This window comes from Gilliamella sp. HK2 (assembly GCF_001690265.1).
Classification (GTDB): Bacteria; Pseudomonadota; Gammaproteobacteria; order Enterobacterales; family Orbaceae; genus Gilliamella; species Gilliamella apicola_C.
This window is the reverse complement of record NZ_LZGV01000079.1, coordinates 92,571-105,741: the sequence shown is the minus strand read 5'-3', so window position 1 is coordinate 105,741 and position 13,171 is coordinate 92,571. Positions and strand designations below refer to the sequence as shown.

Here is a 13,171-nt window from a genome sequence, read left to right as displayed (position 1 = left end):
CCAGAACAAAGGTCTGTGTGGCTATTTACCAAAAATATTTGATGAAATGACAGTTAGAAAAATTATTGAAAAAATCTAAGCCTTAAATAAAAAACAAGATATACATAAAAGCAAATCGTAATTTTAGATAAGGATATAAAAATGACTATATTTGAACAACAATATCGTAACTAATTATCATCGCTTAATGTGCAATGGTTTATTTAGCTCAAGCATGAGCTAATCGTTGACGATGTAGTTGAGCTATATTTAGTTAACATCTGCATAATGTGCGTCTTATTAGGTTTCATCTGTTCCTGTATCCTATTTTATATTAAGATGTTATCAAGCTGTTTTAAAATAATATGATTAACTCTTGTAGCAAAACCACAAGAGTATTGTTAAAAGATGGCGGTTAAATACGCATAGCATATTTGATAATTTGTTTTTTTATTGGAGAACAACAATCAATAGTATTCATTCCTACTGTTCTTATCATCTTTTTAAGCAAATTATCACCATTAAACATATCTTGAATTGTTTGCATTGCTGCTAACATCACTAAAGTATCTTTACGACGAGTAAACTGAAATGGTTTTAAATTGCAAACTAAACCAATATCTTTTTGTTCATCGATTAATGTTTTAATTGTTGAGACTAATAATGCAGAATCTTGAAAACCTAAATTTACACCTTGCCCAGCTAAAGGATGAATGGTATGAGCCGCATCACCAATTAAGACAAGCCGATGTTGAATAAATTGTCTTGCAATGCGGGCTTTTAATGGAAATACCATACGAGGGTTAATTAACTGACATTGACCGACTTTATCGCCAGTTAACCGAAATAACTCATCAGAAAACTCCGATTCAGATAGAGAAGCTAAACTAGTCGCATTATCTGGTTTTGTTGACCAAACCAAACAACTTTTGTTGGCCTGCCACAAGGGTAGAAAAGCCACAATACCATTTGGATAAAAAATCTGCCTCGCACAAGATTGGTGAGGGTACTCGGTTTCAACCGTTGTAATAACAGCATGATGCAGATAATCGCGTTCAAAAACAGAAATATTTTTGCGTTGACGTACCCAGGAATGAGCACCATCTGCACCAATTAGTAATTTAGTCTGTAAGATAGCTTTATTAGCAAGTGTCAAAAAAGCAAAATCATCATTAAATGCACAGTCAATTGCCTCGCAATTATAAATATTAATATTGCTACAATTTAAAGCATATTGGTAAAGGTAATGAGAAATAATATTATTTTCGATTATATAGCCAAGATTGGAATACCCATAATCTTTGGCATGAGCAGATAAATGAGCTTGGCCATTTTTTTCCCATACACCTATTTCAGTAAATTCTTGTACACGTTTACTTGCACATAAATCATTCCATATACCTATTTGCGAAAAGTAATGTTGACTTGCGCCATTAATAGCTGAGGCTCTAATACCTATTTCATTCTGTGAGAAAGATTGGTGCTGGTGAATTTTAGTATCTATAATCGCTATTTTTAGCGCGTATTGGCTAAGTGCGCAAGCAGTTGCTAAACCAACTAATCCGCCCCCTACAATTGCTACATCAAATTGAATATTCATACCTAGAAGCAAAACTATTTATTATCTAACTTATCATCATTTTGGGGTTCAATATCATCGTCATTCATTGCTTTCTTGAAGCCTTTTAATGCTGAACCAAGATCAGAACCTAAATTACGCAACTTTTTAGTGCCAAATAATAAAATAACGACAGCAAGAAACACTAAAAGGTGTGGAATACTAAAAGACATAATCAAATCCTCTTAATAAATATAACGCTCTATTTAGGGTAGACTTTAGAACATATTTTATGGAGTGATCATTATACTCTTTTTATGAAGGGATTTCATAAATAGTTCAAGAATAAAAAAAGACCTGTATAAAACTATACAGGCCAACATGAAATATAAGGAATATAAGGAAAGAAAACAATGAAAAATCCTTACCCTGCTTATTATCCATTTTTTTTCGCTTTAGTCAATCGTTTTTATTTGTTATTGGCTTGTTTGGTTATTATGTGAGTTGTGATTTAAATCTTTAAAAAACAATTGGTTAATAATTTTGATTGCTACTATTAAATTTTGATTAATATCAATTTTAAATAAAAAAGGTATAAACAATCATAAAAAAATATTTTTCTCGCAGAAAAAAACAAACAAACAAACAAAAAACAAAGAATAATTATTTTCTTCAACTGTTTTTACCAATACATTAAAAAACGAGAAATACAAAAATATAAATTTTAAAAAAACGAAAAAGTGAAAAAATAAAATTAATTTAATCGGTTTTCCAAATAATAGGTATATACAAAACTATAAAAAAATGCACTATAATTAATAAACTAGTGATAGATATAATGGATTAAAGATGAATACAATTAAAAATAATAATGTTAAAACTTTTAAAGATAGATTGCTCAGCTCTATGCAAGGTTTATCTGTTTCAGCCTTCGCTAAAAAATGCGATATGTCCGAAACGGTAATTCGAGACTACTTATCTGGCAAAACTTACCCTTCACTGACACGTTTGGAAGTCATCGCTGAAAAATGTAATGTTTCTTTTAATTGGCTTGCTACTGGTCATAAACTAGAGTTTGTAGATTCTAAAAATAACGATGAAGATATCTACAGCGAAAATATTTATCGCATTCCTGTTTATAATAAACAACTACCAACAAAAGAGGAAGCACAAAAAGAACGTTTTGTAAGAGAAACCCCTCCATTGATGAATTATCCTATCATTGAGGGTTGGGCTAAGCACCGTGGCTTAGATGCTAAAAAATTAATTATATACTGGGCCAAAGGCGATTTAATGTCACCAGAAATCGAAAACAATAATGGACTAATTCTTAACACTGAAATAACAGGTATTGTTGATGGTGCAATTTATCTAATTGAATACGAAGATATTACCTTTTTAAGAAAGGTTCGTTTAACACTTAATGGTTGGTTATTAATTTGTAATAATAGCCAGAATCCAACCATTGAAGTTCCCAAGTCAGATTTTCATAAATATCATATTGTAGGCCGTGTTGTTCTTCTTATTAAAGACATATTTTAATACCTTTAATAGCTATATATTAACTTTCAATATATAATTGAAAGTTAGAGGGAATATTAGATATTTTGTTCCCTCATTGATTTCTTCTATATTGATAAACCGATTAATAGCAACCAGATAGCTAAATGATATTAATTGGAAATTCCAGATAAATTGAGATTCAAAGGCAACATATGCCTATTTGCACTACCTCTATTTTTTTATATTATTAATAGTAGTATTAATAAAAAACGCTATGATGAATCAGGTCTAATATGTATCAATTTTTTGAAAAATTGGTGTCATCTTATCCAAAAGATGAACCTCAACCTATGGCTAGAAACTTTTTTAGTTTCATATGGCAATCAGCGAAAGGGACTCGCTTATTTTTGTTGCTATTAATTATTTTTAGCGCATTAGGCGGTGCTTTTGAAGCTTTTTTATATGCTGCTCTTGGTAAAGTTATTGATTGGCTTTCAGTTGTTGAACCTAGCAAATTTTGGCAACAAGAAAAAACAACATTAGCGATGTTAGCCCTAATCATTATAGGAAGTACCATTATTATTGGGCTACAAACGATTATTAAACATCAGTGCCTAGCTGGAAATTTTCCAATGCGATTGCGGTGGAACCTGCATCGGTTAGTGCTTAATCAAAGTATGCGTTTTTTTCAAGATGAATTTGCTGGAAGAATATCGGCAAAAGTCATGCAAACGGCACTCGCAGTTCGTGATACTTGTTTTTTAGTGGCAGATATTTTTATCTATGTTCTTATTTCGTTTATTACTATGGCTACAATCATCGGGCAATTAGATCTTTTGTTATTAGTGCCATTTATGATCTGGTGTCTAATTTATGGCATTGCTATGTATTATTTTATTCCTCGTTTAAGTAAAGTAGCAAGTGCACAAGCGGACGCTCGTTCGACAATGACTGGGCGAGTCACCGATGCTTATACCAACATTATAACAGTAAAACTATTTTCTCATGCAGGTAATGAGGCAAAATACGCTCAAGAATCGATGAATGAGTTTTTAGTTACTGTTAATAAACAAATGCGGCTAGTCAGTAGTTTTGAAATAGTAAATCATTTATTGTCCATTTCCTTAGTGCTAAGCACAACAGGTGTTGCCTTGTGGCTATGGACAAATCAATTAATTGGTATTGGCGCAATTGCCACAGCAACAGCAGTAGCACTTCGATTAAATGGTTTTTCACACTGGATTATGTGGGAAATAGCAGCGCTATTTGAAAATATTGGTGTAGTAAAAGATGGCATTAATACGTTTTCTGTCGCTAAAGCAGTGATTGATCAACCAAATGCGCCTAAGCTTAATGTAACTCAAGGTAAAATTGAGTTTAAACATATTTATTTTAGTTATGATGAGAAAAAACGTAGCTCAGTAATTGAGAATTTAGACCTAACGATAAAACCAGGCGAAAAAATTGGTTTAGTTGGCCGATCAGGAGCAGGAAAGTCAACGCTTATTAATTTATTACTCCGTTTTTATGATTTACAAAGTGGTGAAATTGTTATTGACGGTCAGGATATTACCACTGTTACTCAAGAAAGCCTGCGCGCTCAAATTGGCATGGTAACACAAGATACCTCGTTGTTACATCGCTCAGTACGAGAAAACTTACTTTATGGTAACAATAATGCTTCAGAAGAAGAAATGATAAAAGCCGCACAAAGAGCTCATGCAGATAACTTTATTCAAACATTAGTTGATGCAAAAGGTAAAACAGGATATGACGCATTTGTAGGTGAACGAGGTATAAAATTATCTGGTGGTCAAAGACAACGCATTGCAATTGCCCGGGTCATTCTTAAAAATGCGCCTATTTTATTGTTAGATGAAGCAACAAGCGCACTGGATTCCGAAATTGAGCAAGCAATTCAGGAAAGCTTATATACGTTAATGGAAGGTAAGACCGTTATTGCCATTGCCCACCGTTTATCAACCATTGCTGCAATGGATAGGTTAGTTGTACTTGATCAAGGTAAAATTATTGAGCAAGGCACACACCAAGAATTACTCATAAAAAATGGATTATATGCACAGCTGTGGAAACATCAAAGCGGTGGATTTTTAGGGGATAATATTTAATTTTATACATTTTTATTAGTAAATAAGGACATTAAACTTATAATGTCCTTATCACTGCTTAATTAATAAAATTTTTGTAAAATTCTGATTCAAAACGCATAATTGCACTATTTTTTGATTCGTTTTTATTATCCGCTTGATAACCAGATAATAATTGTACAAAAGCTACATATTTACCATCAGGTTTTTGGATAAATCCAGCTAAATTATAGCAACCTTGAATATAACCAGTTTTAGCACGTATTGTCTCTTTAAAAGGTGTCTGATTAAAGCTTTTACGGTTTTTTAATGTACCATCAATACCTGCAATAGGTAACATTTCAATAATTTTTAGCTGAGAATCATTAGCTGAAATATATTGTAAAATTTCCATTAATTTATCAGCGCTTACCAAGTTTAACCTAGACAAACCCGAACCATCAGCAATCACTAAATTTTCTAAATTTATACCTGCTTTTTTGCGTAAAATTTGTCTAACTGCATCGCCACCATTACGCCATGTGCCTTGTACATTATAGTAATGTGCGCCTAAGGTTCTAAAAATAGCATCTGCATATAGATTATTTGACTTTTTAAGCATGACAGTTAATAGTTCTGAAAGTGGTGCTGATTGGCTAGAGGCGAGTAAGGTCAATTGAGCATTATTCTTTTCTTTGCGTTGAAGTAGCGATCCTGTATAAGTTATCTTTTGTTGCTTAAGTTCATTTTTTAAAATAGATGAAAAATATTCAACCCCATCAATTACTGCAAATTTTAATGGTGTTTTATCTGAGCTTGCAGCAATACATCCTGATAAATGATAACGATTTTTGTCTAAATAGCTAACATCCAACTCACAATACCTATCATTGGGATCTTTACTGTTTTTTGCAATGGTTTTTACATCAGCTGTTACAGTAACTGGAATATTAGTAGGTTTAGATATTGAGGCTTTTTCACCTACTTTATTTGGTGTCACAGTTGCATAAAAACAATTATCATCAATAATTGCTGCAGATGGTGGGGCATTGTAGCAAGCCGTTAAATTATTCCATGACCACCCCGCAGCTTTGTCATGGCTTGTAAATATCGAAGTATCTAAAATTATATTTCCTGCTATTTTTTCAATACCTTTTTGGCGCATTTCAGCAATCATTGTTTTTAATTTGGCTCGCGTAAAAGTGGGATCTCCGCTAAGTTGAATAATAAGATCACCATTTAATTGTTTATTACTAATAACGCCATTAGTTTGCAGGCGTGTTGTAAATCGGAAATTTCGACCTAATTCCAACTCAGCAGCTAATGCGGTTATCACTTTTTGAGTGCTGGCTGGGTGTTTGAATTGATCGCTTTTATATTTTGCTAATGTCTTAGGGCTTCTTCCTACAGATTGAACCAAAATAGACAAATCGCTTCCTTTAGGTAAAGATGATATATAAGGCTCTACTGGTTGCGCATGTAATAGTCCTGAAAAAAAAGGAAGAAGAAAGAAAATTATTACCCTGAATTTTGTCATGAATGCTTGCTCAAAATGTTATTAAATTAAAACAGTTAAATGGGACTTGCAAATATAACTTTTTTTGATTTAGCTAGCAATATATACTCAACCACTTTTATAATTATGTGCTATCGAATAATTTAACATAGCCAAAAGAAAAGTTAACTTCATATAGCTTTTAATACTAGGTAATATAACTATGATTCAAAATTCATTAGGTTTTCCAATAGAAACAATATTAGTATTTGTTGGGCTAGCCGTGACTGCAATTATTATTGATTTATACGCTCACCATAACGATAAACCAATCAGCTTAAAAAATGCTATTATTTGGTCGCTATTTTGGATAGCGGTTGCATTAGGATTTGCACTATTTTTATACATTCACCATGGCAGCACTATAGCCAGCTTATTTATTACAGGTTATGTTCTTGAAAAAGCCTTATCGGTCGATAATCTGTTTGTCATTATGGCTATTTTTTCATGGTTTGCTGTACCAAATAACTATCGCCATCGCTTACTTTATTGGGGGGTTATTGGTGCTATTATATTTCGCGCCATATTTGTCGTAATTGGCACAGGTTTGTTGTATTTAGGTCCTTGGATGGAGTTGGTGTTTTCAATATTGGTTGCTTGCACGGGAATAATGATGTTGAAAAATCAAGATAATGCCGAAAATATTAAAGATTATTCAAATCACTTTGCTTTTCGCATTGCCAAACGTATTTTTCCAACTTACCCAAAAATTGTCGGCCACAGTTTTTTATTGTCACAAAAACAGCTTGATATAGAGCTTGCAAAAGCTGAAAACAATAACTTAGTTGATAAAATACCTAAAAGTCTTTTTTATGCTACACCACTATTTTTATGTATTGTTGTAATTGAATTAAGTGACGTTATGTTTGCTTTTGATTCAGTTCCTGCAGTAATTGCCGTGAGCCAAGAACCATTAATTGTCTATAGCGCCATGATCTTCGCTATTTTAGGTCTTAGAACGATGTACTTTATTTTACAAGCCATGCAACAGTATTTAGTCCATCTTAGTAAGGCGGTGATTTGCTTACTTTTTTTTATTGCAGGGAAATTAGCTTTAAATGCAAGTAATCATTTATTTGGGTGTGGTATAGATATAGATCCAACCACAAGTCTTTATGTCATTTTAGGCATCTTAACTTTGGGTATTATTGCTAGTATTATTTGGCCGGTAAAAAATAAAGATCAATAATTACAAAAATAAAAAGGCAGGATCACCCGCCTTTTTATTTTTAGATTTATCTGCGTTTTAAAGAGCGAATGTAATAACTCACAGCTAAAATAATAAACCAAATAGGAGTGGCCACGAGTGCTTGGCGAGTATCGGCTTCAAAAGTAAGCAATACAATCATAAAAACAAAAAAAGCTAAACAAACACCACTCATAAAAATACCACCAGGCATTTTAAATTTAGATTGTTCATGCAATTTTATTTTTTTACGACGATAAGCAATATAAGAAATAAGAATCATTGACCAAATAAACATAAATAAAATAGCTGAAATGGTGGTTACTATAGTAAAAGCTTCCATGACATTAGGTACTAAATAAATCAAAACTACGCCACCAAATAAGCAAGCACATGAAAACAGTAAACCATTAGCGGGTACCGAGCGAGTTGATAATTTACCAAAAGGCTCAGGAGCATCTTGTTTTTTAGCTAGCCCAAATAGCATTCTGCTTGTAGAGTAAATACCGCTATTAGCGGAAGATGCTGCTGATGTTAATACGACAAAATTAATGATACTTGCAGCTGCTGGTAAACCAATTAATGTAAATAACTCAACAAATGGACTTTTATTTGGAGAAATTAACGTCCATGGTGTAACGCTCATAATGATGATTAAAGCAAAAACATAGAAAAATATGATTCGGACAGGTACAGAGTTAATAGCTCGTGGCAAATTCTTGTTTGGGTCAACTGTTTCTGCTGCTGTTGTACCCACTAACTCGATCCCTACAAAAGCAAAGATTGCAATTTGAAAACCAGCAAAAAAACCCATAATTCCATTTGGGAAAAATCCACCATATTCCCATAAATTTGAAAATGTAGCTATGCTATTAGTTTGTTCAGAATGGAAAGAGGTTAAAATAAGCACTATTCCAATACCAATCAAGGCTAAAATAGCAATAATTTTGATCATTGAAAACCAGAATTCTGTCTCACCAAACATTTTTACTGTTAATAGGTTTAAGGTTAATAGTAAGGTAACTGTTAATAACATTGGTATCCAAGATTGCAGTTCGGGAAACCAATATTGAGCATAACCAGCAATTGCAATAACATCTGCAATTCCTGTAACTACCCAACAAAACCAATAAGTCCAACCAGTGAAAAATCCTGCCCAAGGCCCTAAAAGGTCGTTAGAGAAATCACTAAAAGATTTATACTTTAAATTAGAAAGTAGAATTTCTCCCATCGCTCGCATAACAAAAAATAGAACAAATCCAATAACCATATAGACAAAAATAATAGACGGCCCTGCAAGGCTAATTGTCTTTCCTGAGCCCATAAATAAGCCGGTACCGATAGCACCACTAATTGCAATTAATTGAATATGGCGGTTAGAAAGGTTCCGTTTTAGATCATGCTTTGAGGAAGCGCTCATCGCTATTTTCCTTTTATTTGCTCAATTTCTTAATTTAATAAAGAATATAGGACTATAAAGTCTATAGAATAAAATCGCAAGTTGAATTTTTATGAAAACTTTTTATGACTACACCATAATTATTGGTAGTTTCTTATAATAGAATTGTGTAGCATAACTAACAATGATACTTAACTTATTATAATAATCTATCAAGATGAAAGAAAAGAAACGTCGCTATTATCGTTTTTATGTTTTATGTACTTTATGCTCTTTATTTATTTTATCTCTTCTAACTAGTAGCCAAAGCAATGTAAATAAACCTGTCAAACAAGGTCAACAATATAAAGATGGCAACCTCCTTTTTCCGTTTAACGTAAGCTATCCACAATTAGCTATTCCAGTAAATATTTCAGACTACATGATTCAAATTGCCAAAATCAAGTCGTCATCGCCCTCTTTGTATCTTAAAAATGAACATATCTATAAAGCGATAGATGATTGGATTAATCGTTCCTTAGGAACTGACGAATTTAGCAAAGTTGGGCTTAAAAGTTATGAAATGTCGGGGCAAGATGGGTATGGAAATGTCCATATGACAGGTTATTATACTCCAATCATTAAAGCAAGACATGAGCTAACTACAGATTTTAAATATCCTATTTATAAAATGCCCGTTAGTGAAGGAAAACAATTACCAAATCGAGAGCAAATTTATAATGGTATTCTTGCCAATAAAGGTCTTGAAATAGCATACAGTAATTCTTTAATAGATAATTTCATTATGGAAGTGCAAGGTAGTGCCTATGTTGATTTTGAAGATGATTTACCTTTAGTTTTCTTTAGTTATGGTGGTAAAAATGGACATGGTTATTCAAGTATTGGCCGATTGCTAGTAGAACAAGGTGAAATAGAAAAAGAAAGAATGTCGATACAGGCTATCAAAGATTGGGCTAAGAATAAAAGTGAGGAAAAAATTAAAGAATTATTGGTTCAAAACCATTCATTCGTTTTTTTTGAACCCAAATATAATACCGAAGTAAAAGGGGCCGCTAATGTTCCCTTAATTGCCAATGCTTCTATCGCCTCTGATAAATCATTAATACCAATGGGTTCTGTAGTACTGGTTGACGTGCCTCTGCTTGATAGCGATGGGCAATATCGTGGTAGGCGAGAAAATCGTTTAATGGTTGCTCTTGATGTAGGTGGTGCAATTAAAGGGCAGCATTTTGACCTTTATCTAGGGGTAGGTGATCAACCTGGCAAATTAGCGGGATACTATAATCACTATGGCCGCGCATGGTTGCTAAAACCTTAAACAACTAACATCGACGACATTCAAAGTTCCTGTTAGAATAAAGAAATACAAGCTGAATTAAGGATTACTTATGAGATTATGCGACCGAGATATCGAAGCATATTTACAAAACGGTAAATTAAAAATCACACCACAACCAGCAGCAAGTTGTATTAATGGTGCAACTGTTGATATTAGATTAGGTAACCAGTTTCGAACTTTCCGAGAGCATACCACACCTTATATCGATTTAAGTGGTCCTAAAGAAGAAGTTGCTGCGGTATTGGAACGAGTGATGAGCGAGGAAATTGTATTAGCTGAAAGCGATGCTTTCTATTTGCATCCAGGAGAATTAGCATTAGCCGTAACCTTAGAATCAGTCACTATTCCCGATGATCTGGTTGGCTGGTTAGATGGGCGTTCATCGCTTGCTAGGCTAGGGCTGATGGTTCACGTTACAGCACATCGAATTGATCCTGGTTGGCAAGGGCAAATTGTTTTGGAATTCTATAACTCAGGGAAAATTCCATTAGCACTTAGACCAGGAATGACAATCGGAGCGCTTAGTTTTGAAACATTAACTGGAGCGGCTGCAAGACCATACAATCGAAGGCAAGATGCAAAATATAAAGACCAACATGGCGCTGTCGCCAGTCGTATTGATAAAGACTAAACAACTTATAATATTAACAAAGGAACATTAATATGGTAAAAAAAATATTGGTTTTTTTATTTGCCTTAATTTTAGCTATTACTATCGGTATTATTTCACTTATTGTTTTTGTAGATCCTAACAACTTTCGTGGATTTATTTCTGATACAGTAAAAGATAAAACCGGTTATGAATTAACTATTGATGGCGATTTGCGTTGGCATATATGGCCACAAGTGAGTATATTAACAGATTCGGTAAAATTATCTGATGTCGATGTAAAAAAACCTATATTAACTGCGGATAATATGCGACTTGATGTTGAACTATTGCCTCTTTTCTCAAAAAAATTATCTATCAAAAATGTATTTATAAAATCAGCAATCATCAACGTCACTGATGAAAGTAAAGGTAATATTGCAAAAAATGGTGCTAAAAAAACACCTATGGATACGACCACTAATGAGTCAACGGATTCTAAAGATAAAAAAAATACATCTAGTTGGCAGTTTAGCTTAAATAAATTTGAAGTTACTGACAGTACAGTGGTATTACAATATAAAGATGATCTTATTAACTTTAGAAATACTAATCTTATTGTAGAACAAGTTAAAGATAAAAATATCGCTATTGATTTAAACGGTAACGTAGATAAAAATCAACAAGATATGTCATACCTAATACATGCTAATGTCGATTTAAATGAATTTCCAAGACAAGCAATCATCGATTTAAATAAGTTAAATTTTACTTATAAAGGCATCGCTAATTCAGCAAAAGAATTAAAAGGAAACATAAGTGGCGTTTTTAATTACCAACATAATCCTCAGATTTTAAAAAGCCAAAATTTATCTTTCTCAGTTAATGGTAATAATTTCATTGGTGTTATCAATGCAGATTTAACAAGTAAACCAGAAATAAATTTGCAGTTAAATTCTGATAAAATTGATCTCTCTTCATTACTGAAAATTGGTGAAAAAACAAACGGAAAGGCTAGTAGTCAACAAACCCCTCCTGTGGTGTCAAATGTTACAAAGAGCAATAATGAATTAAATTTTTTAAATGCTTTCAATGCTAAGGCTAAGTTAACTATCAAGCAACTTAACGCCAATAAAATGACGTTTAACAATATTAATGTTGATATAACTAATAATGACGGTATTGCTATATTCAGAAATATGAGTTTAGATTTTGCTAAAGGTCATATATTGGCAACAGGTGTTGCAAATGGCAAACAAAAAAACACATTAATAAAACTAAATACCAAAATAACTGATGTTGATTTAAATACATTTTTTAAGCAAATAGATACGGCACATGATCTAGATGGTTTATTTAATGCTAGCGGGGATTTACAAAGTAACACCTTATCAGGTTCTAAATTGTTAGCAAACTTACAAGGCAATGTGGCCATTGTTGTAACAAATGCAAAGCTCAATAATTTAAATATTGAAAGTATTATCCAAAATGCGGTAGCTCGCTATTCAAAAAATGATACAACACCTGAAAATCAGAAAAAATACACCGAATTTCAAACAATTTCAGCTAATGCCTATTTGAAGCAAGGTAACTTGGAGTTTTCAACATTAACAGCGAATTCAGCAATACTTGAGATCGTTGAAGCTTCAGGAAGAGTCGGGCTCTTAAACCGTGATTTAGATATTAATTTGAACTTAAAAATGTTAGGTGGCTGGAATACTAAAAATGAAGTAATTGCAAAGCTACAAAAGTTAACAATACCACTACGTATTTATGGTGAATTTGCTAAGCTTCGTTATCAAATTGATATTGCTAAATTAATCAATGATGTATTTAGTGACAAATTACAAGATCGTTTAGAAAAACTTCGAGATAAATTAGAAAATCATCATTCTAAAGATAATTCAAAGTCTAAATCAAAAACTTCTAATATCTTAGGCGAACTACTAAAAAGGCAGTAATAAAAAAAGGTGAGC

At 32.7% G+C, this 13,171-nt stretch carries 10 protein-coding genes; 6 read left to right on the top strand and 4 right to left on the bottom strand.

All coding sequences use genetic code 11. The annotated features are described in order from the left end of the window. Positions 1-394: 394 nt before the first annotated feature. Positions 395-1,579: an FAD-dependent monooxygenase gene (locus A9G45_RS07600; protein ID WP_065567721.1), complete on the bottom strand. Its 1,185-nt coding sequence runs from the start codon at positions 1,577-1,579 to the stop codon at positions 395-397. Positions 1,580-1,593: 14 nt separating this feature from the next. Continuing rightward, positions 1,594-1,770, bottom strand: a complete 177-nt coding sequence (locus A9G45_RS13815) for a Sec-independent protein translocase subunit TatA (RefSeq protein WP_081295562.1) — start codon at positions 1,768-1,770, stop codon at positions 1,594-1,596. Positions 1,771-2,386: 616 nt separating this feature from the next. On the opposite strand from A9G45_RS13815, the gene A9G45_RS07595 reads away from it, so the two are divergent. Beyond that, entirely contained in the window at positions 2,387-3,079 is a 693-nt protein-coding gene (locus A9G45_RS07595; protein ID WP_065567720.1) for a LexA family transcriptional regulator, read from the top strand. 254 nt (positions 3,080-3,333) lie between these two features. After that, positions 3,334-5,169: an ABC transporter ATP-binding protein gene (locus A9G45_RS07590; RefSeq protein ID WP_065567719.1), complete on the top strand. Its 1,836-nt coding sequence runs from the start codon at positions 3,334-3,336 to the stop codon at positions 5,167-5,169. A gap of 58 nt (positions 5,170-5,227) precedes the next feature. Here the strand turns inward: A9G45_RS07590 and dacB are convergent, their stop codons facing one another. After that, complete coding sequence (gene dacB, locus A9G45_RS07585; protein ID WP_065567718.1) at positions 5,228-6,664, bottom strand: serine-type D-Ala-D-Ala carboxypeptidase; 1,437 nt, start codon at positions 6,662-6,664, stop codon at positions 5,228-5,230. A gap of 181 nt (positions 6,665-6,845) precedes the next feature. Here dacB and A9G45_RS07580 point away from each other — a divergent pair, with 181 nt between their 5' ends. Then, positions 6,846-7,871, top strand: a complete 1,026-nt coding sequence (locus A9G45_RS07580) for a TerC/Alx family metal homeostasis membrane protein (protein WP_065567717.1) — start codon at positions 6,846-6,848, stop codon at positions 7,869-7,871. 46 nt (positions 7,872-7,917) lie between these two features. Here A9G45_RS07580 and cycA read toward each other — a convergent pair whose 3' ends face one another. Then, a complete protein-coding gene (cycA, locus tag A9G45_RS07575; protein WP_065567716.1) occupies positions 7,918-9,288 on the bottom strand; it encodes a D-serine/D-alanine/glycine transporter in 1,371 nt (456 codons plus the stop codon). 196 nt (positions 9,289-9,484) lie between these two features. Between cycA and mltA the strand changes: the two genes are divergently transcribed. The 3 genes from mltA (at position 9,485) to asmA (ending at position 13,156) form a co-directional block, all read left to right on the top strand. After that, positions 9,485-10,585, top strand: coding sequence for a murein transglycosylase A (gene mltA / locus A9G45_RS07570; protein ID WP_081297862.1), 1,101 nt, complete (start codon positions 9,485-9,487; stop codon positions 10,583-10,585). 70 nt (positions 10,586-10,655) lie between these two features. Then, the gene (gene dcd, locus A9G45_RS07565) at positions 10,656-11,237 is read left to right on the top strand and encodes a dCTP deaminase (protein ID WP_065567715.1); all 582 of its coding nucleotides are present in this window, start codon (positions 10,656-10,658) and stop codon (positions 11,235-11,237) included. A gap of 32 nt (positions 11,238-11,269) precedes the next feature. Beyond that, the gene (asmA, locus tag A9G45_RS07560) at positions 11,270-13,156 is read left to right on the top strand and encodes an outer membrane assembly protein AsmA (protein ID WP_065567714.1); all 1,887 of its coding nucleotides are present in this window, start codon (positions 11,270-11,272) and stop codon (positions 13,154-13,156) included. The last annotated feature ends 15 nt before the right edge of the window (positions 13,157-13,171 follow it).